Genomic DNA, 26,195 nt, shown 5'->3' with positions numbered 1-26,195 from the left:
CGTAAAACAATTAAATTTTTTTAGCCAGAAATGAAAATAAAATATTCTGAACTAATTGACCAAACGCTTTATTTTCCGACTGAAGAATTCAGTGTAGAAGAAAATAATCTGAAATTCCACGATATCAATCTGATGGAGGTTGTGGAAAAATTCGGGACTCCTTTGAAGTTCAATTATTTACCAAAAATATCTCAGAATATAGAAAGGGCAAAATTCTGGTTCAAAGAAGCTTTTGAAAAGAACGATTACCAGAAAAATTACAAATATTGCTATTGCACAAAGTCCAGCCATTTTGCATTTGTTGTAGAAGAAGCATTGAAAAATGACATTAGCCTGGAAACATCTTCGGCTTACGATATGGATATTGTGAAGTCGCTTTATGACAAAGGTAAAGTTGATAAAAGTATCGAAGTAATCTGTAACGGTTTCAAAACTGACGATTATTTGGCAAAGATTTCTGAGCTAATTAATAAAGGTTTCGAAAATATTACGCCGATTCTTGATAACTATAGAGAGTTGGATAAATTGACGGAAAGTATCGACAGAACTTTTGACATCGGAATCAGAATTGCTTCTGAGGAAGAGCCAAAATTCGAATTTTATACCTCAAGATTAGGAATTGGATACAAGGATATTATTCCTTATTACAGTCAAAAAATTGCTGAACATCCGAATGCTAGGCTGAAAATGCTTCACTTTTTCATCAATACGGGAATCAAAGACACGGCTTATTATTGGAACGAATTGTACAAATGTCTTCGTGTTTATGCAAGATTGAAAAAGATTGCACCGGAAGTTGATTCACTTAATATTGGTGGTGGTTTTCCAATTAAAACTTCGCTTAATTTCGATTATGACTATCAGTATATGGTCAATGAGATTGTCTCTCAAATCAAGAAATTCTGCGAAGAAGAAGGTGTAGAAGAACCAAATATCTACACTGAATTCGGAAGCTTTACTGTTGGAGAAAGTGGTGGACATTTATATAAAATTATTTCTCAGAAACGTCAAAACGACAGAGAAAAATGGAATATGATTGATTCTTCTTTTATGACGACTTTACCTGATACCTGGGCAATTTCCCGTCACTTCATAATGTTGCCGCTTAACCGTTGGGAGGATTCTTACGAAAGGGTTTTTCTTGGTGGATTGACTTGTGATTCAGATGATTACTACAATTCGGAGCAACATACAAATGCGATTTATCTTCCGGTTTTCAATGAGACAAAAGCTTTGTACATCGGATTTTTTCATACGGGCGCTTATCAGGAAACTATTGGCGGTTATGGCGGTGTTCACCACTGTCTGATGCCTCAGCCAAAACATATTTTGATTGATAAGGACGAAGATGGAAACTTCACATACGAGCTTTTCCGCGAAGAACAAAGGGCGGAAGATGTTCTTAAATTGTTAGGATATTAAGCCTAGAAAATAGACTTCTAGATAAAAGATAAATTAAAAAGCGACCTGAAGTTTCAGGTCGCTTTTTAATTTATCTGATTTCTGTGATGAATTCTTCGGTTGGTGTTCTGTATTTTTTCAGATTTACCAGCCAGTCTCCGCTTGTGTCTCTGTAACCTAAAGGTAGAATCACAACGCTTTTCAATCCTTTTTCAGTAAATCCTAACAATTCGTCAAGAGCTTGATTGTTAAAACCTTCCATTGGTGTTGCGTCCACTTTTTGTTCAGCTGCTGCAGCAATTGCTAATCCGAATGAGATATAAGCTTGTTTTGCAGCGTGGGTTGCGTGCCATTCGCTTCCAAGAGGTTCGTACATTCCCCAAAGTCTCGCTTTGTAATCATCCATCGCTTCTGTTGGAATTCCTCTTTCTTTCGTGGTTTTCTCGAAAACTTCAGAAATGCTGTTGTGGGAATAGCCGTCCCAAGCTGCCCAAACCAAAAGGTGAGAACCATCCGTAATCTGAGCTTGGTCATAAGCGATGGGTTGAATTTTTTCCAATAATTCTTTGTTGGTGATTACGAATAATCTGTAAGGTTGCAAACCAGATGATGAAGGAGCCAATCTTGCAGCTTCCACGATATAATCTACTTTATCTTGAGGAACGGGTTCGCCGTTCATTTTCTTTGTTGCGTAACGCCAGTTCAAGTCTTCTAATAAACTCATATTCTGATAGTATTTTAATTTGAATGAGCAAAGTTAATCAAGAAAAGTTTATTTTTGTAATAAGGTTACAAAAAGTTATTATTACAAAAAAGTTACGTAATTGATAATTAGATTGTTGTGTGATTTGTAAATTTGATTTCTTATCATATGTCAAGATGTATAATTGATTAAATAAAAGAAAACTTATGAAAATAAAATGCTGTAAGACCAATATGATGGCGGTTCAAGATACGATGGATGTTTTGAAAGGCCGATGGAAAATTCATATCATCGCGGCTTTGTGCTACGATAAGATGAGATTTTCTGATTTGCAGAAAGAAATAGAAGGGATCTCTGCGAAAATGCTAAGTAGCGAACTGAAGGATCTGGAAATTAATCAACTGGTAAAAAGAACTGTTCTGAAAGCCCAACCAATTAGTGTGGAGTATGAACTGACGGAATATGGTTATACTTTGAAAAAAGTCATTGAGAATCTAGCCGATTGGGGCGTTCAACACCGAAAAAGGATTGTTGGAAAAGTCCTGGAAAATTGATTGGATTTCAATGTTCTTTTAAATTGGATTGATCTTATAATTTTTTATCTTTAAACCTTGTCTTTGGTTTTTCAGAAAATGCTGGTCAGAATTTTTTCTTTGCTGTTATTTTTGGTGTTTGCAGTGAATGTAAATGCCCAGGTCAATGATGCTCAGAACCTGACAAAAGATGTCAACAGAGTTGGTTTTGTGAAAGGAAGCACAGGAATGGATGATATGTCGGCAGAACTTAACATCAAGGTACCAGATAATGCAGTGATCGGAAATACAAGATTAAGACTACTTAAAGTTAATTCACCTTCTACTTTTGTGATTCTGGCCAAAGGGAGCGTGTGGTAATTCCTATTACGGTCAGGTAGAAGATTACAGTCTGAATATTGGAAGATTGGCTGTTTCGGATGTCAATAAAGTGTCATTCAAATATTATCCAAATCCGGTAAAAGATATTTTGACCTTGTCAAGCAGCGAAAAAGTGAATTCGATTTCAATTTATAATGTTGCGGGACAATTGATCAAATCTAACAAAGACGCCAATACGATTGATATGAGCACACTTTCGACTGGGATTTATTTGATAAAGACCAATATTGGAAGTGAGATACAGACTTTCAAAGTTATCAAGAAATAAAATTTTATCATAATTGTGTTTTTTATCGTTTACTTCTTTGTGAAATTATACGTTTTTCCATTCTGGAGAAGCTGCATCTGATTTTTTTCTGGAAAGAAATTGATCTTGATGCCAGCCTTTTCGAATCCGAATTGGTCTTTCTCAACCAGTTCCAAAGGAAACTCTGCTTGGCCTTTTCCTTGTGCAAATAACTTGTCGCCATTTACAAAGATCTTCAGGTCCAAAGGAATGTCGGGTGAAGTGTAATCGCCAATGTATTTTTTAAGTTCTCCATTGTAAGCCGCCGTTTCTTTGGTATTTTCAAATTTCGGAAATTCAAAATCCTGATCATAGATGATGTTCAGAACACCGATAGATAGTGTGTTGTGCGGATAATTCTCGCCGTTGATGACCATAGAAACCGAGTAATCTTCTTTTTTACTGTAAGATGTAACAGCGTGTGAACCAGCCGTGTCGCCACCGTGACCAAAAGAAACCTGATTGTAGAAAGGCACAGCCATCATTCCCAATCCGAAAACCACTTTAGATCCAGGTTTCGGCATCATCTTATCCAGCGTTTCCTTCTTTACAAATTTTCCATTAAATAAAGCATTAATTAAGATATTCAAGTCATTCGGCGTAGAAACGATGTCGCCCACACCAACGCAATTGTGAAAATCAAAATCCTCTACTTCTTTCCAGATTCCGTTTTCATTTTCGTATCCTCTAAAGACATTTTTAGGATCATCAAGCACAGAAAAAGTGTTTTTCATTCCAGCTTTGCTCGTGATATTTTCTTTCAACAGAACATTGTAAGGTTTCTTTGCCACTTTCTCCAATATTCTGCTCAACAAATAATAACCAGAATTGGAATATCTTGTTTTCTCACCAGGTTGAAATTCCACACCTTGAGCGTTGATCGTGTCAAGGATAACTTTGTCACCAACTGGTCTTTTGAACAGCCATTGATAATGTTCTCCAGCATAATCGCCTAATCCGCTTGTGTGATTCATTATTGTTTCTATCGTGATCTTATCTGCATTTGGAACGTCTGGATAATATTTGGAAAGTTTATCGGAAAGGTTCAGTTTTCCTTTTTCCACTTGCTGCATCAGCATGATCGCAGTGAATAACTTACTGACAGAACCCACTTGATAACGGGTGTTAGAATCCCATTTTACATTCGGTAATTGATCTTGCCCGAAATCATTTTGATAAACTTCCTTTCCTTTTCTGAAGATGGAAATACTACCGATGCCTTGTTTGTTCTGAGTGAGATAATTGAAGTAATCATTCAGTTTCGCCGTATTGATCTCACGGTTTCCGATGTCTTTCAGTTTCTCATCTTTCGGGTTTGATTTTTCGGTACCATTATTTTTAAAAAGATTCATTGGGAATGAACGGCCTCTTTGTGTGAATGTTCCTTCAAAATGGTCTGCTTTGTATTGTCCTTTGTAGGAAGCGTCCAACTCATTCATTTCAAAAATAAGTTCATTATTGGTGAACTCTGTCTTATCAACAGTAATGATCTTGTCACCTTGTTTTGGACTTCTTGCGGAAGATGTATAGGTGTTGTTTTCTTTTTTAATATTAAAGATCAGAGGCAGTTGTGTTCCACCGAGGTCGAGCTCGCCTTTCCAGGAACCTGTTAAATCTTGGGCGTAAAAAGTCTGTGCTAATAAAATCAGCACCCATAATAGTTTGGTTTTCATATGTAAAATTTTAGATTTGTTTAGGGTCGTAAGAAACCACCAGCCAACTGGATCTGGCTAGAAAATTTAGAGAAAAGCAATTTGATTGTTTTAAATTCCGATTATAGAATGGTTTGACTCACTATGGTCAATATCAATGAAACAACAGCGAAGAGAACAATATGTTGCCACTTTTTGATGTTGGTAGCCGTCTTGAATCCGTTGTAGTATAGGACGAAACTGTAAATCAGAAATGGTAATGTCAAAAATCCAAAAGCTATGATCAGTACCAAATTTATCATCTCTATTTGATTTGGATCACCGGCACTTTTTGTGATGCTTTGTGTGGCATTCTTCAAAAATGACAGTCCTGAGATCGGCATGATGACAATTAATGGAATGGCAGCGATCAAAACAGTATTGATGATATCGATGAGTCTGGTTTTATTATTAAGAAGGTAAGCAAAGGCAAATAAAAAGACGATGGCAAATACCGAACTCAGTGAGTTAATTCTTGCAATATCCCATATCGTTTGCCCATCTTCGAGGTGAGCAAAGTGGAAAATACTGTCGTTCACATTTCCAGCATAATAACAACCGAAAATATTAAAGATAAAAAATACAATTCCGACCATCAGAATATGTTTCTCATCAAATCGTCCAAACGGATTGAAAATAGTTTTCCAGGTCATAGCTTTTAGTTTTGAAGTTTTTTAACTTTTTCGATGAGGTCGTCCATTTTGTTTCTCATAGTCGGGTAGGAGAGTTCAGCCTGCTTTGCCATTTCCTTGATGCTTCCGCTGGAAAGCAAGAATTTGAGTACAAATTCCTGATCGTCTCTGCTCAGTTTCAAAAGTACGGGAAGCTCGTAATCTCCATTCACTTGGGTGGCGCAGGAAGGACATTTCATTTGGCTTACATTCAGTGTGTGATCGCAGCTTGGGCAAACGATTGGCAGTTTCATTTCTTTAATTTTGTTGTACAAATGTAATAATTATTTTAATAAAGTTAAAAATTATTTTAATTTTATTAAAATTTGTTTGATTTAAAGACATAAAAAAACTCCCAATGTTGGAAGTTTTAAAGATTCAAATAAGGTTGATTCTATTTATTTTTGACCGTTGTTGATATTGTCCTTTTTTACATAATCACTATAACTTCCTTGAGAATAGGCCTTCTGTTCTATACTTCCGAAATTTGCCGAAGTTGGTTTCCAATAACTCTGCTCGAATTTTTTAGAAAGTGTTACAGAACATAACGGCGTTTTGGTCGTGATCTTTAGTTTGACCGAAGTGATGTAATTGATGTCAGAAAAAAAGAATTGAGGTATTTTCTCTGTTGACTCCTGAGTATCACCATTGATATAGGAGACTGCCCATTTGTAAAGATAATCATTGGAATTCTCGTTTGGGAAAAATGAAATGACAGATTCTGTAACCTTTACCTCTTTGAAATCATCAATGAAAACACCGCAATTTTTATCTGTTAGATCTTGCTTTGCATCAAAAACATCAATGGTCTTTTCACATTGCAACAATCCTTTATCGCTAAGGATTGAAACCGAAATTGTGCCTTGTCCGGGATTCGCAGCCTTGACATTTATCACATTCGATTTTGTATTTCCATCAACTGTAAAGTTTTGATCAGGGGATGGTTTCCATGAGTAGCATTCTTCACATTGTGCTTTCGCATTTACAGAAAAAGGGGCTGTTTCATTGATCTTGATTGTGCTGCTTCCGACAATAGTACATTGCCCAAAGGAAATGGTTGCCAGGAATCCTGCAGCCAGAGTTAAATATTTTTTCATCGGTATCTATGTGTGTTCTGCAAATGTAAAACAATTTTTACACCTGAATCACACCCAGATTGAATTTTTCTGTGATCGGAGAATGATTTGCAGCCTCGATTCCCATGCTGATCCATTTTCGGGTATCCACAGGGTTGATGATGGCATCTGTCCAAAGTCTCGCAGCTGCGTAAGTTGGTTGGGTTTGTCTTGTGTAATCTTTCAATATTCTGTCCAGTAATTCTTTTCTGTCTTCGTCAGTGATTTCCTTTCCTTGCTTTTTGAGCGCAGATTCCTGAATTTGAAGCAATACTTTTCCGGCTTGCGAACCGCCCATCACAGCTAGTTCTGCCCAAGGCCAGGCAACGATCAATCTTGGATCATAGGCTTTTCCGCACATCGCATAATTTCCCGCACCGTAAGAATTTCCTGTAATGATCGTGAATTTTGGAACTACAGAATTCGCCACCGCATTCACCATTTTTGCACCATCCTTGATGATTCCGCCTTGTTCAGACTTGGAACCAACCATGAAGCCGGTCACGTCCTGTAGGAAAACCAAGGGAATTTTTCTCTGATTACAATTGGCAATGAACCTTGTCGCCTTGTCAGCAGAATCGGAATAGATCACACCACCGAACTGCATTTCGCCTTTACCACTTTTTACCAGTTTTCTCTGATTGGCAACGATTCCCACGCTCCAGCCATCAACTCTTGCTGTACAGCAAATAATACTTTTACCATAATCTGGTTTGTATTCTTCGTATTCAGAATGATCGACTAGACATTTTATGATTTCTAAGGTATCATATTGCTCAGACCTGATGGCAGGCATGATTCCAAAGATATTATCTGGATTTTCTTTTGGAGGTGCACTTTCTATTCGGTCAAATCCAGCTTTATCGAAGTCTCCAAGGGATTTCATTATGTTTTTAATTCTGTTCAAAGCATCCTTGTCGTCTTTGGCTTTGTAATCTACAACACCAGAGATAGAGCTGTGCATGGTTGCGCCGCCCAACGCTTCATTGTCAATGGATTCTCCGATGGCTGCTTTCACTAGATAACTTCCGGCTAGAAAAATACTTCCTGTTTTATCGACGATCATCGCTTCGTCACTCATGATCGGGAGATAAGCGCCACCAGCCACACAACTTCCCATAATTGCAGAGATCTGGACAATTCCTGAGGAACTCATCTTAGCATTGTTTCGGAAAATTCTCCCAAACATTTCTTTGTCTGGGAAGATCTCGTCCTGCATTGGTAGGAAAACACCCGCGGAATCCACAAGATAAATGATAGGCAAGCGGTTTTCCATCGCGATTTCCTGAGCTCTCAGATTTTTCTTTCCTGTGATCGGGAACCAAGCGCCAGCTTTGACGGTTGCGTCATTGGCGACCACGATACATTGTCTGCCGGAAACATAGCCCATCATGACCACAACGCCGCCAGCAGGACATCCGCCTTGTTCTTCATACATCTCGTAACCGGCGAAAGCGCCGATTTCTATCGATTCAGAATTTTTATCGAAAAGATATTCCAATCTTTCTCGGACAGTCATTTTTCCTTGGTCACGTTGTTTTTGGAGCGATTTTTCGCCGCCGCCCAATTTGATTGTTGACAAGGTTTTCTTGATGTCAGAATATTTCAGTTTGTTGATATCTTCTCTTTTGTTGAATTCTAAATCCATTTTGATTTTCTTTGGCTCTAAAGATAAAATATTTTAAATAATCACAAAGCAGAAAAGCTCATTCGTAATTTTAGAATTTAAAATAAAATATAATTGGCTTTTCTACGTTACTAATCCAAATACATTAAATTTTTAGTTAGTTTATGTTATTTTAATAAGTTCTTTATTAAAAGATCCGTATAATCCAATTATGCGGATTTTTTATGACCAAATTCGTAGCTGATCCTAGTTTTAAACATAAAATCTGTAATATTTATCCTAATTTTGCAAACTGAAAATCAATAGTTCCAATGAAGAATTCTTATTTGCTGAGGTTGCACTTTATCGTGTTTTTGTGGGGTTTTACAGCCATTTTGGGAAAATTGATCTTGGCCGAGGCACAAGTTCTCGTTTTCTACAGAATGTTGTTTGCGGCCGTTTTTCTTTATTTATATATAAGATTGATCAAAAAAGAAAGTATCAAGGTTTCTAAGAATCTTTTACTTCAATTGGTAGCAATTGGAAGTGTCATGGCTTTTCACTGGCTTTTCTTTTTCCAATCCATCAAAGTTTCAAATGTTTCTATCGCTTTGTCTTGTCTCTCCTTATCAACATTATTTGCATCCTTGATAGAACCTCTAGTCTATCGCAGAAAACCAGATTGGGTAGAAGTGATTATCGGTCTTATCATCGTAGTTTGTATCTCTTTGATTTTCAACGCGGAACTTAAATATAAAGAAGGGATCATTTACGGAATTCTCTGTGCGTTTTGCGGGACGATATTTTCTGTTTTCAATGGAAAGATCTTTGGAAAAACCAGTTCTGGAAATATTATTTTTTATGAGATCGCCGGTGGTTGGTTGGTCATTAGTCTCTTTTTTCTTTTCACAGGACAAATTTCTTCTGTCAGCGAAATAAGTTATACCGATATTGCGTTAGTACTATTGCTGGCTTCTGTCTTTACAGCTTATCCAATGTTTGAAAGTGTGAAATTGATGAAGTTCATTTCGCCATTTACATTGATCTTAACAGTGAATTTGGAACCGGTTTACGGGATTATCCTAGCTTTTTTTATCTTTGGAGCATCAGAGCATATGAGTCCTATTTTTTATGGCGCTTCTTTCGTAATGATCGCTTCGATCGTGGTCAATGGGATCATCAAATCGAGACGAAAAAAAGGAGCTGCCATTACAGAAACTGAAACTCTGTAAACACAAATTAATGAAAAGAATTTTATTTTTTTTACTTATCACTTTAGTCCAGTTTTCTGATGCACAGATCATCAGGAAATATTCCAATGAGTTCCTGAATATTGGAGCCGGCGCAAGAGGTCTTGCAATGGGCGGCGCAGTGGTTTCCAATCAGGATGATGTCTATTCTCCGATGTGGAATCCTGCTGGTTTGATGAAGATCGACCGAGACTGGCAAGTGGCGGCAATGCACGCAGAATACTTCGAATCCATCGCAAAATATGACTATCTCTCTTACGCCAAACCTTTGGATTACGGGAACGGTGTTTTCGCAATTTCATTGGTGAGATTAGGCGTCGATAATATCCTTAATACAACACAATTAATTGATTCCGAAGGTAATATTGATTATGATAAGATCAGTTCTTTTTCTACTTCAGATTATGCAGCTTTATTTTCATATGCTTTTCATCCGAACGGAAATCAGAAATTAGACGTCGGAGCAACGGCAAAAATTGTTTACAGAAATGTCGGAAAATTTGCAAGCGGTTATGGTTTCGGTTTTGATGTTGGTGCGATCTACCACTCAGATACAGATTGGAATTATGGTTTTATGCTGAGAGATGCAACGACGACGGTCAATTTCTGGACCATCAATCAGGAAGAGTTATCCGCAGTTGTGAATGGCGAAGAATTCAATCCGGCGCCAACGGACAAGATGGAGATCACGATGCCAAAACTTAATATTGGTATCAGTAAAACATTTGAGTTCAATAGAGATCTGAAATTATTGCCAGAAGCGGGAGTCAATATAGATTTTGCAAAAACGGCTGCTTTAGTTTCTACAGATTTTGCGAGCATTACGCCGTATGCAGGTGGTGAGTTGATCTTTCAGGATATGATATTCGTAAGATTAGGTTTCAACAGATTTCAAACAATTTCCGATATCGAGGATCTGAAACGTAAAGTTTCTTTCCAGCCGAGCGCGGGAATTGGAATCAAATATAAAGGTTTAACGTTGGACTATGCGATCACCAATTCTGGCATCGGAGGTTCCAATTTTTACTCCAATTTCTTTTCTTTGAAATTGGATATGCAAGGCTTTAGAAACTAATAACTATAACATATGATCAAAAATTTTACGCTTTCCTTGATCTTTATTTCCAATTTGTTTTTTTCTCAGGAAATTTTAGATTCAAAACTCATAGAAACCAATACTTCTGGATCCAGTGACCCAAAAGGGATGGTTGAGTTTAATAATAAGATCTTGTACAGTAGTGCAAGCGGTGAATCTTCTTATGAAGGTAGAAACCTTTTTATGTATGATCCTAGTGATAACAAAGTAAATCTTGTGAAGAAAGTCAATAGCTCATATCTCTACCCAGGAATTACTTCTAGAATTTATAAATTGAGTAATAATACTGCCATGTTTCTTTCCAAAACAGGTTATTACGACAATGCTCAACTCTGGCGAACAGACGGTACGGAATCAGGTACAACGAAGATCTTTACTTTTTCTACCTACTTTGATGATTTCACTGTTTCAAAAGTATTTAAAAATAGGTTGATCTTTTCTCGAGATTATTATAACGACCAAAATACTTATGCAATTGGAGAGGATGGAGCTGAACCTGTCAAATTAACATCGGGCAACATCATTAGTAATATTGTCCAAGATGTAAACTACAGCTATTTCTTCGTAAAAAATGGTTTGGATATAAAACTTGTAAAGACAGATGGAACACTGAGTGGTACAGAAATACTTTCAACCAACAACTTTATCTACTATACTTTTTATTACAATCTTCAGCTTACCTTAGATAACAACAAATTATACTACAGTATTTCAGATTCTGATTACAAATATAAATTATTTGCTTTTGATTTACTTTCTAAGAATAATAGTGTCATCTTTAATTCAAATACAAGTACCAATGCAATCAATTCAATCTGTGGGAAATTGGGTAATGATTTGATCTATGTCATTAATAGAAAATTATATAAAATAACTGAGACAGATTTGGAATTTGTAAAAGACTTCCCACAGGAATACAACGGAAATATCAGTTCTACTTCTTACGCGCTTAATAACAAACTTTTCTTTAATACAACAGATAACAAAGTACTTTCATTAGATAGCGATCTTAACTTGACTCAAGTTGATTTTGAAAATTCAAATTCTGTAATTCTAAAATCACTTGATGATTCTGGCTTTCTACTTGCAGGTCTTCCAAGTAATGCCACTACCTCTGCTGATATGTGGTTATATAATGGAGGAGACAAAAAATTTAAGATCCTAGTGTCTTCTGACAAGTCCAATTTTGCTTCAGTCGGAGATCACATTTATTTTGCAAGTCAAAAAGCAGCTAATGATAGAGAGTTGTACAAAATTAGTAAAACCAATGGCGCCATTAGTCTCACACAAGATGCCAACCTCAAAGGGAGTGGAGACCCAAGACTTTTTACAAATGATGAATCCAATAACTTGATTTTCTTGGCAAAAGATGATAGTCAGAGATATCAGTTTTTTGTAAAGAAAAGAAACCAAGATTCTGTTACACAATTAAGCAATTTCACTACCACGCCAACAGGCGAATTTAATGTCTATCCCATTAAGAATACGATATTTTCTTTGGGAGAACATTTCTATTATGCCAATGGTAGTTCTTTTTACAGGACAACAGTCAATGAAGGTTCATCCTTACAGTTGGCAGGTCCAATCAATGACCAGATCATGTCGTACAAGATCATCAAAAACCAATTGGTCTATTTGACTTATAACTCGAGCCAATATGAGACAAAGATTTGGGTCGTCAATAATGATTGGCAGGCTCCAATACTTCTCAAGACCTATTACAGTACCACCAATAATGCTTCTAATAACGAAAATTTGGATATTTCAGTGACTGATGATAATTGGGCTTATTTTATGGTGTCAAATTATGATGGATCCACCAATTTTTTGAGAACAGATGGAAGCTTGATAAATACAAAAATCATTACAACCATCAATAAGGGCCAAGGTCGTTATTTGTTTTTAGGACTATCAGACAACAAAATATTCTTTACCTACAATCCATTCTCTGGTAATTTTCAAGACAGATTTAGTTATATTGATTTATCGAACAACACCAATTATGATTTGATTACGGGAAATTATTATCCGAATCAATCAGTAATGTATAAAGGTAAGATCTATTTTGATGCGAATGGCGTATTGATGACCATAGATAAAACTGGGGTGTCTGTAGTAAAAGATTTTGAAACCAATGAAAGACTGTACTTCAGTGCTTGTGGTGGGCGATTGTTCATGGGCAAAATCGGACAAGGCATTTTTGCATATGATGGCATAGGTGCTCCAGCGGAGATCAAATATAATAATACATCCATGAATAATATATATGCTTTGTATATGAGAGGACAGGTTTGTCTGAAAGATACATTCTTCGTCAACGCTAATCCTGACCTTTTTAGAGTTGAAAAAAATGAAAATACTGCAAAAAAATACACGCTTTACTACAACAATAACAAGGCAAACTACATAAGCGAAATAGGCACCGACGGGGAAAAACTATACTTCAATTACAAAACAGAGGAGAATGGTTATGAGTTATTTGAAGTTATTTCGGAACTAGATCTTGCAACATCTGAAAGTATTCAGGGTAATGGGAAAAGCCAAATTTATCTGTATCCAAATCCTGCCACTGATTTAATAAAAATAAGAAATGAGTCAGCAAAGAAAATAGACTCATTTGTGATCTATGATTTTAGTGGAAAAATAATTTTGGAGGGCAAATATCTTGGAGAAGATCAAAATATTGATGTTTCTAAGATGAACAGAGGGGTTTACATGATAGAAGTCAAAACAAGCTCAGGCATTTCATATTCGCATAAATTCATTAAAAAATAAAGTCCATCATATGAAAAAAATAGCAACTCTACTATCAATCATTTTAATAACATTAATAAAAGCTCAGACCGTTTCTGATTATAGGTATATTTCGGTTCCATCGGAATTGACAGATTTCAAAGAAGATCGATCTTATGGATTGAATATGATCCTTGAAAAGGCTTTGAAAGGTAAGAAATATACGATTCTATCAGAGAACAAATCCAATTGGCCAGCAGATGCACTTTCAAATGCATGCAAAGTTTTGAACGCAGATGTCCTAAATGAAAAAAGTATGTTCAGAAACAAACTGATCCTTCAATTCAAAGATTGTAGCAATCAAGTTGTATTGGCAGAAAAAGGGAACAGTGCGATCAAAGAATTTGAACCTGGATATCAGGATGCGTTGAAACAAGCATTGGTCAAAATTCCGGTTTCAAACCCTTCTTCGAAAATTGAAAATCTTGCAGATTCAAAACCTCAGGAAATAAGTAAGCCACAAGAAACAGATAGATCTGTAGAAGTTGTTCAGCCGAAGCAAACAGTTACGCAAACTTCAACGGCTCAAAGATATACAAAAGGTAATCTATCCTTGCAAAAGATCCAGATTGCAGACGATCAGTTTATTTTGGTAGATGGAAATAGTTCTGTGCCTTTCGCAACATTCAAATCTACTGCTAAAAAAGACGTTTACAGAGTGAAATTGGGCTCTGGAGAGTCCACGATCGGTTATTATGAAAATGGAAATATCATCATAGAAATGCCAAAAAGTAATGGCGAATTTTCCAACGAGGTATTCTCTGCCAATTAATTTGATTATACTTTCATTAATAAAATAGAAAAAGGTCAGAAGCAATTCTGACCTTTTTAGTTTTAATTCAATTTATTTATTGGGTTGAGGAGTATACCGCAAATATGGTTTGATGACCTTCACACCTTTAGTGAATTTTTTCTCCGCATCTTCCTGAGAAACTGCTGGTGGAATGATCACATCGTCCCCGTCTTTCCAGTCAACAGGTGTTGCAACACCGTAACCGTCGACCAATTGTAGAGAGTCCAGGACTCTTAATATCTCTGTGAAATTTCGGCCCGTGGAAGCAGGATAAGTGATGATCAATCTTACTTTTTTATTTGGATCGATGATCAACAAGGATCTTACGGTAAGGCTTGCGCTCGCATTGGGATGGATGAAGTCATACAATTCAGACACTTTTTTGTCCTGATCAGCAATGATAGGAAATTCCACTTTCGTATTTTGAGTTTCATTGATGTCAAGGATCCAGCCTTTGTGATTATCGATTCCGTCAACACTCAAGGCAATTACTTTTGTATTTCTTTTATCGAATTCGGGTTTCAATTCTGATGTCTTACCAAGCTCCGTCGTGCAGACTGGTGTGTAATCTGCTGGATGTGAAAATAAGATTCCCCAGGAATCACCTAGGTAATCATAAAAATTAAGTTTTCCAAGACTGCTTTCTGCATCAAAATCCGGAGCTGTGTCGCCAAGTTTTATAGACATATTGTAATATTTTTTTTGATTAATGGTTAACAAATTTAATAATAAAAAGGTTAATTCATACTGATTTGGTATTATTTATTTTTGCCAATAAAAAAACCATTCAGAAATTTCCAAATGGTTTTAAATTTATTAAAGAAAGTTGAATTACAAAGTTCCAACTTTACTGTCATCGATATTATATTTTGAGATAACTTCTTCGTAAGACATTTTCTTGATGTCCTCAGTATTAGCATTTTTACCGAAAACGGCAGGCACTAAAACTACTCTAAATCTTTGATTGTTCAAATACTGTGGTGTCGTGCTGATATCGTAGGTTCCACCTGCATAGATAAGGAAATCATTTTTACTGAAATCAAAGTCATAGTCTAATTCGCCTTGATCAAGGTACAATGTTCTAGGGATTTGTTGCCAAACAACAGCTCCGTTTTCTGTGCCAGCTTGTCTAAAGATTAAGACATAATCCTGATCCAAAAGTGGATTGTTGAACGCCTGATCATAAAACCAACCATCAGTATCGTTGAATTTGAAATTTACATTAAGGTCATAAACTGCAGGATAATCTACTTGTACTTGTACATCGTCGTCATCGTCTTTACAGCTGAAGATAAATATACTGGAAATCAGTAATAATAAAAGGGGAAGAAACTTTTTCATAGGTTTAATATTTACGTTATAAATTTTATTACAAATAACAGACCATAAAAATAGCCATTTTCAGCGGATTTAATATCTTTATGGAAAGTTTTCTAAATTTTAGATATCAAAAAAATGAAAAGGTTAAGTCTTATAATAATAACTTTTATTTCGCAGTTTTATTTCCCTCAGTACCAACCAAAAAATCTTTCCAGTTCCGACCTCAAAAAAGCAAATGATTGGGTGGATAAAACCTACAACGCACTTTCACAAGAGGAAAAAATCGGTCAGCTTTTCATCGTTGCACTTTACACCAATAAAGACAAAGCGCACATCAATCAGATCCGAAACATTGTTTTGAATGATAAAATCGGTGGATTGATATTAATGCAAGATGATGCAGCGAGAGAAATTAATTTGGTCAATGAGTTCCAATCCCAGTCAAAAGTGCCGTTGATGATCGGGATGGATGCAGAATGGGGCGTTTTCCAGAGGATTGCAAAAGCGCACAAATATCCGTGGGCAATCACTTTGGGAGCGATTCAGGATAAGAATCTCATTCACGATATGTCATCCAAAATTGCCGAAGATTGCAAGAGAATGGGCATCAATTGGGATTTTGCGCCCGTTGTGGATGTGAATACGAATCCAAACAATCCAATCATCGGCAACAGAAGTTTCGGTTCTGATGTGAATAATGTGGTAAGTTCCGCTTTGGCATATTCCAATGGTTTACAGGATAATAAGATTTTGGCAGCGATTAAACATTTCCCTGGTCACGGCGACACAGATACAGATTCTCACTTGGATTTACCAGTTGTTTCCCACAATATAGAACGATTGGAAAAAACCGAGTTAGCACCATTCAAAGCGTTGATGGACAAAGGAATTGGAGGCGTAATGGTCGCTCACCTTTACGTTCCAAGTCTTGAAAGCAAAAAAGGAATTCCAGCTTCAATTTCAAAGAAAATTGTTACAGGACTTTTGAAAGAAAAATACGGCTACAAAGGTTTGATTATCACCGATGCGCTCAATATGGGCGCGGTGGCGAACAAATTCAAAGCGGGAGAATTGGATGCGTTGGCTTTCAAAGCAGGTAATGATATTATGTTGTTTTCACAAGATGTTGCGACAGGAAAAAGATTGATTCAAAAAGCGATTGATAATAAAGAAATTCCACAAAGTAGAGTAGAGGAGAGCGTGAAGAAAATTTTGTTGACCAAATATTTTTTAGGTCTTGATCAATATTCGAACGTCAATCCGGAAAATATCAATGATGATCTGAACAACGATTCACATTCCGAGATTGCCCAGAAAATGTATTCCAACGCTTTGACGTTAATTAAAGATGACAAAAAACTGTTACCTCTCGATTGCAAAGAAACTTATTATTACGTTCCATTGGAAGAAGCGGCTTACGAAACTTTCCTCAACCAATTGAATACAGGAACAACAGTAATTCTTAAAAAAGCGTCAGACATCAATTCAATTCCAGCCAACTCAAAAGTGATTGTTGGTTTTCACAAGGATAATTCCACAGCCTACAAACCTTATAAAATCTCAGATTCAGGCAAGAAGATTCTTTCAGATTTAAGCAAAAATCAAACTGTCATTCTTGATGTTTTTGGAAGTCCTTATGCTTTGAAAGACATTGATATTTCAAAAGTTTCCACAGTATTAGTTTCTTATGAAAATAATGACGACGCGATGAAAGCAACAGCCAATGGACTTTTAGGACAGACAAAAATATGGGGAAGACTTCCGGTTTTGGTAAACGACAACTTAAAATTCGGAATGGGAATGGATGTTGACACTAAAATTCCAACCAATCAAACTGATAGAAAAAATAGTTCGGAAACGAAAAATTCCAAGACTGTAATTGAGTAAATTTGAAGTATTATTTTTTAAATAAATCAACAAAAAAGTCATTGTACTTTTTACATAATACATTGTACATAAAAAAATGAAAATAGGTATACTTTGCTATCCAACCTACGGCGGAAGCGGAATTGTTGCAACAGAATTAGGGATGAGTCTGGCCGACAAAGGCTATGAAGTTCATTTCATAAGTTCTGCATTGCCAGCACGTTTGGACGTTACCAATCCGAATATTTTCTTCCACAAAGTAAATGTTCAGACTTATCCGCTGTTCCAATATCAGCCTTACGATATCGCATTGTCATCGATGATTTATCGCGTTGTGAATCTTTACAAACTGGATATATTGCACGCGCATTATGCGATTCCTTACGCTTACGCCGCGTTCACCGCGAAGCAAATGTTGAAGGCAGAACACAAAGATGTGCCTTTGGTAACGACACTTCACGGGACAGATATTACCCTGGTTGGACAACATCCAAGTTACAAACACGCAGTCGAATTCTCTATCAATCAGAGTGATACGATAACTTCCGTTTCCGAAAGTCTGAAAAAAGACACCCTTCAGTTTTTTAATATTCACAAAGAGATTCAGGTGATTACCAATTTTATTGATAATTCGGTTTTTGATGAAGATTGTAAAACCTGCCAGAGAGAACAGTTTGCCAGCGACGACGAAAAAATCCTGATTCACGTTTCCAATCTGCGTCCTGTGAAAAGGATTCAGGATGTTTTGGAGATTTTCAAGAATGTCAACAGAAAAGTACAATCAAAATTGATTGTCATTGGCGAAGGTCCGGAAATGGAGAAAATCAACCAGTTTTTAGAAGAAAATCCAGAATTGATTGGGAAAATAAAATTACTCGGAAAAGTGAATGATCTTTACAGAATTCTACAACTTTCAGACGTCTTTCTTTTGCCTTCCGAGCAGGAAAGTTTCGGATTGGCGGCTTTGGAGGCGATGGCTGCAAAAACGCCCGTAATCAGTAGTAATGCTGGTGGAATTCCAGAAGTTAATATTCAGGGTGAAACTGGTTTCCTGGCTGAAATCGGGAATGTGGAAGCGATGTCCAATTATTGCATCAAGCTTTTGAGCAATGAAGACCTTCTTGCCGAAATGAAAAAGAATGCCAAAGCACAAGCACTGAAATTTGACCTCAAAAATATCCTTCCAATCTACATCGAAATGTATGAAACCACGATTGCGAAGTTTGAAGAAGCGAAGTTGATTGACGCTGGGAATTAAAATAATGTGGGCAGCTTTTCCGCCTTCCACTCCCAATCTTTTTTGCAGACGATTTCAGTCTAAATAGAACTTAAGTAGAAGCAAAAAAGGATTTCCGTTCAAGTCGGGCTGCAGATTCAGCATACAAAAACAGTTGTCTATAAACACAACGTTTGTCATTCCGTAGGAATCTAAACTTCGCTGTCGAGATTTCTACGGAATGTTATTGTTACAAAGAATTTCGTTGATAATCTTTGATGAGTTTTACGTCTTTGCGAATCTTAAAAAATTCTCAATAATTGCAAAAAAAATCTTTGCGGACTTTGCGTTAAACTTTATTACTTCTTTTCGCTGTTAAAAATATTTAGAAATTTCCAAAATTTTTATAACTTAACGCTTTCGAAGTATTTACTTTGAAAGGGTTTTTGTTTAAAGAAAATCACACACACAAATGAATGAAGAAATATTACAATATCTCTGGAATTTTAAGAAATTCCGGTGTTTCGATTTTGTTTCCGTCAATGGAAAGAGTATTGAAATCTTAGACTTTGGCGAATGGAACAAGAATTCGGGACCGGATTTTTTGTTTGCAAAGATTAAAATTGACGACATCATTTTCGCCGGAAACATCGAGATTCACACCAAAGCTTCCGATTGGTTTTTCCACAACCATTCCGGAAATCCCGAGTTTGGAAATTTGATTCTTCACGCCGTTTACATCAATGATTGCGATATTCCGGAATTGGAAAACCAGCAGATTCCCACTTTGGAACTCAAGGATTATATTGATGAAACTTTGATTCAGAAGCATCAAAATTTGAGGGAAGAACATTCGTTTATTCCTTGCGAAGATTTGTTTGATAAGGATAAAATTCCATTGTTTTTTGAAGAAGAAGTTTTGCTCAAGAAATTAGATTTAAAATCTGAATCTCTGGAATTGTCTTTGAAGAAGAATCAAAATAATTACGAAGCCGTTCTGTTTCAACAATTGGCTTACACTTTTGGATTGAAAGTCAACGCTGAGATTTTCCTCCAATTAGCTGAAAGTTTGGACTTTTCTGTCATTCAAAAAATAAAACAGAATAAAGTTCAGTTGGAAGCTTTATTATTTGGGATTTGTAATTTTCTTGATGAGCCTAAAGATGAAATGATGAAAGTCTGGAAACGGGAATTTGATTTTTTGAAGATTAAATTTAATATTAATGAAGTTAGAATCGCTCCAAAATTCTCCAAACTTCGTCCACCAAATTTCCCTACGATTCGGCTTTCGCAATTGGCGAATCTTTATCATTCTCAACCGAATCTCTTTTCGAAGATTATTGAGGCTAAAACGATTGATGATTTGTATTTGATTTTCGAGAATATTTCTGCTTCGGAATATTGGGATAATCATTTTAATTTTGGGAAGATTTCGTCTGTCGAAAATCAGAAATTGTTGAGCAAAGATTTCATCGATTTGATTATCATCAATGCGATTCTGCCCATCAAGTATTTCTATCAAAAGAATCACAATCCTGAAATAGTAGATGATATTTTTGATTTTTATAAATACCTGAAATCGGAGAAGAATTCTATTCTTGATGAATGGAAAAACTTGGGTGTGAAGTTCGAAAATGCGTTGAAGACACAAGCTTTTCTTTACCAATACAAAACATTTTGCACTCAGAAAAAATGCTTAAATTGCAGTATCGGTTTTCAACTTTTGAAGAGCCCAGATTAAAGTAACAAATCCAAAATGAAAGAGCCAATTGTAATCAACGGTATGCGCCACAAAATGGAAAGAGAATGGTTTGGCGTGCTCACAAGATATGGTACCAAACTTGGAATTCCTGTTTCGAAACTGCGTGTTTTCTTTATTTATTCTACATTTGCGACGGCTGGGATTTTCTTTTTGTTTTATCTTGGGTTGGCTTTTATGCTTTGGATAAAGGATTGTATTGTGACGAAAAGGCCGAGCGTTTTTGATTTGTAAAAGATTGTTTGTCGCAGATTTAGCAAATTTTGCAGATTAATTTTTAGATATTAAAACCCGTTCAAAGTTTCAGATTTTGAACGGGTTTCCATTTTATAGACAAATGTTGTTTTGTCCTGAAATACGCAGCCCGGCTTGAGTGGAAATCCTTTTTTGCGGCTGGAAAAGCAAAGGCAAAAAGATTGGGAACGGAAGACGGAAAAGCTGCCCAAATTATAATCCACAAAAAAATCCGATTGAAAAACTCAACCGGATTTGTATTTTGAAAGAAGTCTAATATCTAACTTCTAAAATCTTGCTTATGGATTTGCAGTTTTAAGGTTTGCAGATGCATATTCTCTGTTCATTCTTGCGATGTTCTCTAGAGAGATTCCTTTCGGACATTCTACTTCACAAGCACCGGTGTTGGAACAGTTTCCGAATCCTTCTTCGTCCATTGCTTTTACCATATTCAGGACTCTTCTGGTAGCTTCTACACGACCTTGAGGCAACAATGCGAACTGAGATACTTTTGCTCCAACGAACAGCATTGCTGAGCCGTTTTTACAAGAAGCAACGCAAGCACCACAACCGATACACGCCGCAGCATCCATCGCTTTGTCAGCGTCTTCTTTCGGAACCAGGATTGCGTTGGCATCCAAAGTGTTTCCAGAAGTATTCACAGAAACGAATCCACCGGCAGCCATTACTCTGTCAAATGCAGATCTGTCTACCACCAAATCTTTGATCACCGGAAAAGCAGCGCTTCTCCAAGGTTCGATGTGGATGGTTTCGCCATCTTTGAAATGACGCATATGCAGCTGGCAAGTCGTGATTCCTGTATCTGGTCCGTGCGCTCTACCATTGATGTAAAGTGAACACATTCCGCAGATTCCCTCGCGACAATCGTGGTCGAAGGCAACAGGGTCTTTCCCGTCGTTGATCAACTGCTCGTTCAGTATATCCAACATTTCCAGGAATGAAGAATCCGTAGAAACATCAGAGATCTTATAGGTTTCGAACTGACCTTTTGTTTTATTGTTTTTTTGTCTCCAAATTTTCAGCGTAAGATTTAAGCCTTTTTTTGCACTCATTTTATATATATTTTTGAATGGAGATTATTTGTAACTTCTTGCTTTAACTTCAATGTTCTCATACACAAGGTCTTCTTTGTGCACTACAGATTGATTGATGTCCATACCTTTGTATTCCCAAGCTGCAACGTATTTGTAATTCACATCGTCACGTTCTGCCTCACCTTCTGGTGTTGCATGGTCTTCACGGAAATGTCCTCCACAAGATTCATTTCTGTTCAGCGCGTCAATCGCCATCAATTGTCCTAATTCCAAGAAATCAGCTACTCTGAAAGCTTTCTCCAATTCTGGATTCATATTGTCAGAATCACCAGGAACACGGACATCTTTCCAGAAGTTGTTTCTTACTTCTTCGATCTCTTTGATCGCTTCTCTAAGACCTTCAGGCGTTCTTCCCATTCCAACTTTGTTCCACATGATGTGGCCCAATTGTTTGTGGAAATGATCGACTGTGTGCGTTCCTTTATTGGTCAAGAAGAAATTAATTTTTTCTTTGATCTCTTTTTCAGCTTCGTTGAATTCTGGTGTATCAGTAGAGATCTTTCCAGTTCTGATGTCTGCAGAAAGATAATCTGCAATCGTGTAAGGTAGAACGAAATAGCCGTCTGCCAAACCTTGCATCAAAGCAGAAGCTCCAAGTCTGTTGGCACCGTGATCTGAGAAGTTAGCTTCTCCAATTACGAAACATCCAGGAATTGTAGACTGAAGGTTATAATCAACCCAAACGCCACCCATTGTGTAGTGAACCGCTGGATAGATCTTCATCGGTGTTTTATAAGGATCATCGGCGGTAATCTTCTCGTACATGACGAATAAGTTACCGTATTTTTCCTCGATCCAAGCTTTCCCAAGATCATAGATCTGCTGATCTGTTGGATTATGAATATGTTTTTCGATAGCGGCTTCTTTACCTTTTTTCATGATCTCTGTAGAGAAATCTAGGTAAACGCCTTCCTTCGTATCATTGTTTTCGATTCCGTATCCAGCATCGCAACGCTCTTTTCCAGCTCTGGAAGCTACGTCTCTAGGAACCAAGTTCCCAAATGCAGGATATCTTCTTTCAAGATAATAATCTCTGTTTTCTTCAGCGATATTTTCTGGTCTCAATCTTCCTTCTCTGATGGCAACAGAATCTTCAATATTTTTAGGAACCCAGATTCTTCCGGAGTTTCTAAGAGATTCTGACATCAAGGTCAATTTGGACTGTTGCGTTCCGTGAACCGGAATACAAGTAGGGTGGATCTGAACATAACAAGGATTTGCGAAATACGCTCCTTTTTTATGAATTTTCCAAGCTGCAGAAACATTGGATCCCATTGCATTGGTAGAAAGGAAATAAACATTTCCGTAACCTCCGGAAGCAATAACAACTGCGTGTGCAGAATGTTTTTCGATTTCTCCTGTTACAAGGTTTCTTGCGATAATTCCTCTTGCTTTTCCGTCAACGATCACAAGATCTAGCATCTCATGACGGTTGTGCATTTTGATCCTACCTTTACCGATTTGACGGCTCATTGCAGAATAGGCTCCTAATAATAACTGTTGTCCGGTTTGTCCTTTTGCGTAGAAAGTTCTTTTTACCTGAACACCTCCAAATGAACGGTTGTCCAATTGTCCGCCATATTCTCTTCCAAATGGAACACCTTGTGCCACACATTGGTCAATGATATTAGCAGAAACTTCTGCCAATCTGTAAACATTACCTTCTCTGGCGCGGTAATCTCCACCTTTGATCGTATCGTAGAACAATCTGTAAGTTGAATCTCCGTCACCTTGATAATTCTTAGCAGCGTTGATACCACCTTGAGCAGCAATAGAGTGTGCTCTCCTAGGAGAATCCTGATAACAGAATGCCTTTACATTATAACCTTGCTCGGCAAGAGTTGCAGCAGCAGAACCGCCGGCCAATCCTGTTCCGATGATGATAATATCTATTTTGTCCCGGTTGTTAGGTGCAACCAAGTTCATGTGATCTTTATGATTTTTCCACTTATCCTTAAGCGGACCAGCAGGAATTTTTGAATCTAAACCCATAATTTATTTTATTATTATTGAGTAACGAAATGATAAATAGCGATGATGATAAATCCTAATGGAATGATAATAGAGTACCAGTTTCCAAACGCTTTGATGAAAGGCGTGTATTTAGGATGTCTTGCTCCAATAGATTGGAAAGAAGACTGGAATCCATGTGCCAAATGCAGACCTAACAATACGAATGCGATTACGTAAAGTACAACTCTCCAAAGGTCGTGGAACTTGTGGTGCAATTCTTCCCAATATCTTACTTCGTCTGGATTGTTACCTTGGATATACTTGTAGCTGATCTCTGGAAACCAAAAATCGTAAAAGTGCAAGGCAATAAATGCTAAGATCACAGCGCCTGAAATGATCATATTTCTAGACATCCAAGTAGAATTAGCAGAACCTTGGTTCATTGCATATTTCACTGGTCTCGCACCGTTGTTTCTGATTTCCAGCACAAATCCCATTACGAAGTGGAATACAACTGCAAAGATCAAAATCGGTTGCATCAGAAACTGAACCGCCGGATTATATCCCATAAAATGGGAAGCGGCGTTGAACGCATCCTCACTGAAGATTGAGATCATGTTGGTGGACAAATGCATCACCAAGAAGATCAGCAAAAACATTGCTGAAAGTGCCATAGCATATTTTCTGCCTATAGAAGACGTAATCCCTGCCATAATTCTGTTTGTTATTTGAATTTCCACAAATTTAGAAAATAGTTGACCCAACTAACATTGAGAAATGTCACAAAAATACAGTTTGTAATCTTTCTAAATAACTTTAAGGGAATGTTAACGATTTTTCAAATCCTGTATTCATTCTATATGATATGAAAAGAAAAATCCCGAAATTGATTCGGGATTCTGTCTATTATAATTCTTTTCTCAATCTTGCGACCGGAATGTTGAGTTGTTCTCTGTATTTTGCAATCGTTCTTCTCGCGATGTTGTAACCTTTTTCTTTAAGAATTCCTACCAAAGCATCGTCTGTGCAAGGTTTTCTTTTGTTTTCTTTGTCGATGGCTTCCTGCAAATGCTGTTTGATTTCTTTAGTTGAAACTTCTTCACCGTCATCATTGGTCAATGAATCTGAGAAAAGGTTTTTCAAATAAACAATTCCATTTGGTGTGTCAGCGTATTTACTTTTCACAACTCTCGAGATTGTAGAAATATCGAATCCAGTAATATCAGCAACGTCTTTTAGAATCATTGGTCTGATGTTTTTCTCATCGCCAGAAATAAAATAATCTTTTTGAAGTTTTACAATTGCCGTAATGGTTTGTAAAAGTGTATTCTGTCTTTGGTTGATCGCATCGATGTACCATTTTGCCGCATCCAGTTTTTGCTTGATGAAAAGCGCAGCTTGCTTATGTTCAGCCGATTTCTTATCGTGAGAATAAGTCGTTAAAATTTCTTTATACTCATCCGAAACTCGAAGCGAAGGTGCGTTTTTGTTATTCAAAGTTGGAATAACCTGGTTGTCTTTCACTTGAAGTACAAAGTCTGGAATAATTTCTTGATTAATTGTAATCGTTTGAGTATCAAAGTTTCCACCAACTTTAGGCGAAAGTTTTGCAATCTCTTCCAAAGCATCTTTCAAATCCTCTTCCTCGATATCGTATTTCTGAATGATTTTGTTGTAATGCTTATTGGCAAGGGCATCAAACTGATTTCTCAAAATATTTCCTGCCAGAATTACAGTTTTATTTGAACTCACTTTTTTCTCGATTTGAAGCAAAAGACATTCTCTCAAATCTCTTGCACCAACGCCTGGCGGATCCAGCTTCTGAACATAATTTTCAAGAATATATGTGACTCTTTCAATGGTTGTATAAATGCCTTGGGAAAATGCCAAATCGTCAACGATAGATTTAATGTCTCTTCTCAAATAGCCGTCTGTGTCAAGGTTTCCAATCACATATTCGCAGATTTTCAAATCTTCTTCTTCAACAGTTGATAGTCTGATTTGTTCCAAAAGATAATCGTAAAGCGTTTGTCCTTCCGTTAAAAGTGATTGATTGTCAAATTCCTCGTCGTCTGCAGAATAGTTGCTGCTGGCGGTTTTATAATTTGGTTCGTCGTCATAAAGATAATCGTTGACATCGAAATCCGTTTCTATGCTTTCTGTTCCTTCGTTTTCATAAGCTTCTTCGGCGGCTGTGTAGTCGTCTTCTTTGCTTTCCTCTTCATTTACTTTTTCCAAAGCAGGGTTTTCCTCAAGCTCTCTTTCGAGTTCTTCTTCAAATTCCAAAGTGTGAAGTTGTATCAGCTTCATCAATTGAATCTGTTGTGGAGCTAGTTTTTGACCGAGTCTAAGTTGTAGATTTTGCTTTAGCATAATGTTTGAGTTTGTCAATTAATATCAACTTTACGAAGTT

At 36.8% G+C, this 26,195-nt stretch carries 24 protein-coding genes; 12 read left to right on the top strand and 12 right to left on the bottom strand.

Annotated features, from left to right (window positions below; translation table 11 throughout):
- Positions 1-30 precede the first annotated feature (30 nt).
- The gene (locus AXA65_RS16330; RefSeq protein ID WP_063971129.1) at positions 31-1,422 is read left to right on the top strand and encodes an arginine decarboxylase; all 1,392 of its coding nucleotides are present in this window, start codon (positions 31-33) and stop codon (positions 1,420-1,422) included.
- Between the two features lie 70 nt (positions 1,423-1,492).
- On the opposite strand, the gene AXA65_RS16325 is transcribed toward AXA65_RS16330, so the two are convergent.
- Positions 1,493-2,125, bottom strand: coding sequence for a nitroreductase family protein (locus tag AXA65_RS16325; protein WP_063971128.1), 633 nt, complete (start codon positions 2,123-2,125; stop codon positions 1,493-1,495).
- 185 nt (positions 2,126-2,310) lie between these two features.
- Between AXA65_RS16325 and AXA65_RS16320 the strand changes: the two genes are divergently transcribed.
- The 3 genes from AXA65_RS16320 to AXA65_RS16310 all read left to right on the top strand — a co-directional run bounded on the left by AXA65_RS16320 (position 2,311) and on the right by AXA65_RS16310 (position 3,286).
- Positions 2,311-2,658 carry a winged helix-turn-helix transcriptional regulator gene (locus tag AXA65_RS16320; protein WP_063971127.1) on the top strand — a complete coding sequence of 116 codons (348 nt, stop codon included), beginning with the start codon at positions 2,311-2,313 and terminating at the stop codon, positions 2,656-2,658.
- 78 nt (positions 2,659-2,736) lie between these two features.
- Complete coding sequence (locus AXA65_RS16315) at positions 2,737-2,997, top strand: hypothetical protein (RefSeq protein WP_063971126.1); 261 nt, start codon at positions 2,737-2,739, stop codon at positions 2,995-2,997.
- A gap of 70 nt (positions 2,998-3,067) precedes the next feature.
- Positions 3,068-3,286 carry a T9SS type A sorting domain-containing protein gene (locus AXA65_RS16310; RefSeq protein ID WP_165596615.1) on the top strand — a complete coding sequence of 73 codons (219 nt, stop codon included), beginning with the start codon at positions 3,068-3,070 and terminating at the stop codon, positions 3,284-3,286.
- A 29-nt stretch (positions 3,287-3,315) separates the two neighbouring features.
- On the opposite strand, the gene AXA65_RS16305 is transcribed toward AXA65_RS16310, so the two are convergent.
- The 5 genes from AXA65_RS16305 to AXA65_RS16285 form a co-directional block, all read right to left on the bottom strand.
- Positions 3,316-4,977 carry a serine hydrolase domain-containing protein gene (locus tag AXA65_RS16305; RefSeq protein ID WP_086048236.1) on the bottom strand — a complete coding sequence of 554 codons (1,662 nt, stop codon included), beginning with the start codon at positions 4,975-4,977 and terminating at the stop codon, positions 3,316-3,318.
- Between the two features lie 101 nt (positions 4,978-5,078).
- Positions 5,079-5,648 carry a YIP1 family protein gene (locus tag AXA65_RS16300; RefSeq protein WP_063971124.1) on the bottom strand — a complete coding sequence of 190 codons (570 nt, stop codon included), beginning with the start codon at positions 5,646-5,648 and terminating at the stop codon, positions 5,079-5,081.
- 5 nt (positions 5,649-5,653) lie between these two features.
- On the bottom strand, positions 5,654-5,920 hold the full coding sequence (locus tag AXA65_RS16295) for a DUF2089 family protein (protein ID WP_063971123.1): 267 nt from the start codon (positions 5,918-5,920) through the stop codon (positions 5,654-5,656).
- A 144-nt stretch (positions 5,921-6,064) separates the two neighbouring features.
- The gene (locus AXA65_RS16290) at positions 6,065-6,763 is read right to left on the bottom strand and encodes a hypothetical protein (RefSeq protein ID WP_063971122.1); all 699 of its coding nucleotides are present in this window, start codon (positions 6,761-6,763) and stop codon (positions 6,065-6,067) included.
- Positions 6,764-6,800: 37 nt separating this feature from the next.
- Complete coding sequence (locus tag AXA65_RS16285; RefSeq protein ID WP_063971121.1) at positions 6,801-8,429, bottom strand: acyl-CoA carboxylase subunit beta; 1,629 nt, start codon at positions 8,427-8,429, stop codon at positions 6,801-6,803.
- Positions 8,430-8,719: 290 nt separating this feature from the next.
- Between AXA65_RS16285 and AXA65_RS16280 the strand changes: the two genes are divergently transcribed.
- From AXA65_RS16280 to AXA65_RS16265, 4 genes are read left to right on the top strand one after another with little or no spacing between them, the layout of a single operon-like run.
- On the top strand, positions 8,720-9,619 hold the full coding sequence (locus tag AXA65_RS16280) for a DMT family transporter (protein WP_063971120.1): 900 nt from the start codon (positions 8,720-8,722) through the stop codon (positions 9,617-9,619).
- 10 nt (positions 9,620-9,629) lie between these two features.
- A complete protein-coding gene (locus AXA65_RS16275) occupies positions 9,630-10,712 on the top strand; it encodes a PorV/PorQ family protein (protein WP_063971119.1) in 1,083 nt (360 codons plus the stop codon).
- A gap of 12 nt (positions 10,713-10,724) precedes the next feature.
- Entirely contained in the window at positions 10,725-13,508 is a 2,784-nt protein-coding gene (locus AXA65_RS16270; protein ID WP_063971118.1) for a T9SS type A sorting domain-containing protein, read from the top strand.
- A gap of 10 nt (positions 13,509-13,518) precedes the next feature.
- The gene (locus AXA65_RS16265) at positions 13,519-14,298 is read left to right on the top strand and encodes a hypothetical protein (RefSeq protein ID WP_063971117.1); all 780 of its coding nucleotides are present in this window, start codon (positions 13,519-13,521) and stop codon (positions 14,296-14,298) included.
- A 72-nt stretch (positions 14,299-14,370) separates the two neighbouring features.
- Here the strand turns inward: AXA65_RS16265 and AXA65_RS16260 are convergent, their stop codons facing one another.
- The gene (locus tag AXA65_RS16260; RefSeq protein WP_063971116.1) at positions 14,371-15,006 is read right to left on the bottom strand and encodes a peroxiredoxin; all 636 of its coding nucleotides are present in this window, start codon (positions 15,004-15,006) and stop codon (positions 14,371-14,373) included.
- Between the two features lie 144 nt (positions 15,007-15,150).
- A complete protein-coding gene (locus tag AXA65_RS16255; protein WP_063971115.1) occupies positions 15,151-15,660 on the bottom strand; it encodes a hypothetical protein in 510 nt (169 codons plus the stop codon).
- 114 nt (positions 15,661-15,774) lie between these two features.
- On the opposite strand from AXA65_RS16255, the gene AXA65_RS16250 reads away from it, so the two are divergent.
- From AXA65_RS16250 to AXA65_RS16235, 4 genes are all read left to right on the top strand, one after another.
- Positions 15,775-17,526, top strand: a complete 1,752-nt coding sequence (locus AXA65_RS16250; protein WP_063971114.1) for a glycoside hydrolase family 3 protein — start codon at positions 15,775-15,777, stop codon at positions 17,524-17,526.
- A 76-nt stretch (positions 17,527-17,602) separates the two neighbouring features.
- Positions 17,603-18,763, top strand: a complete 1,161-nt coding sequence (bshA, locus tag AXA65_RS16245; protein ID WP_063971113.1) for an N-acetyl-alpha-D-glucosaminyl L-malate synthase BshA — start codon at positions 17,603-17,605, stop codon at positions 18,761-18,763.
- 430 nt (positions 18,764-19,193) lie between these two features.
- The gene (locus tag AXA65_RS16240) at positions 19,194-20,462 is read left to right on the top strand and encodes a DUF2851 family protein (protein ID WP_063971112.1); all 1,269 of its coding nucleotides are present in this window, start codon (positions 19,194-19,196) and stop codon (positions 20,460-20,462) included.
- 15 nt (positions 20,463-20,477) lie between these two features.
- Positions 20,478-20,714, top strand: coding sequence for a hypothetical protein (locus tag AXA65_RS16235; protein WP_034969986.1), 237 nt, complete (start codon positions 20,478-20,480; stop codon positions 20,712-20,714).
- 299 nt (positions 20,715-21,013) lie between these two features.
- Here AXA65_RS16235 and AXA65_RS16230 read toward each other — a convergent pair whose 3' ends face one another.
- The 4 genes from AXA65_RS16230 to rpoN all read right to left on the bottom strand — a co-directional run bounded on the left by AXA65_RS16230 (position 21,014) and on the right by rpoN (position 26,155).
- On the bottom strand, positions 21,014-21,787 hold the full coding sequence (locus tag AXA65_RS16230) for a succinate dehydrogenase/fumarate reductase iron-sulfur subunit (RefSeq protein ID WP_063971111.1): 774 nt from the start codon (positions 21,785-21,787) through the stop codon (positions 21,014-21,016).
- A 24-nt stretch (positions 21,788-21,811) separates the two neighbouring features.
- Positions 21,812-23,821: a fumarate reductase/succinate dehydrogenase flavoprotein subunit gene (locus AXA65_RS16225; RefSeq protein WP_063971110.1), complete on the bottom strand. Its 2,010-nt coding sequence runs from the start codon at positions 23,819-23,821 to the stop codon at positions 21,812-21,814.
- Positions 23,822-23,835: 14 nt separating this feature from the next.
- A complete protein-coding gene (locus AXA65_RS16220) occupies positions 23,836-24,495 on the bottom strand; it encodes a succinate dehydrogenase cytochrome b subunit (RefSeq protein ID WP_063971109.1) in 660 nt (219 codons plus the stop codon).
- A 193-nt stretch (positions 24,496-24,688) separates the two neighbouring features.
- Positions 24,689-26,155, bottom strand: a complete 1,467-nt coding sequence (gene rpoN / locus AXA65_RS16215) for an RNA polymerase factor sigma-54 (protein WP_034976517.1) — start codon at positions 26,153-26,155, stop codon at positions 24,689-24,691.
- Between the last annotated feature and the right edge of the window lie 40 nt (positions 26,156-26,195).

The organism is Chryseobacterium sp. FP211-J200, from assembly GCF_001643375.1.
Classification (GTDB): domain Bacteria; phylum Bacteroidota; class Bacteroidia; order Flavobacteriales; family Weeksellaceae; genus Epilithonimonas; species Epilithonimonas ginsengisoli.
This window is presented reverse-complemented; position numbering and strand designations above follow the sequence as displayed.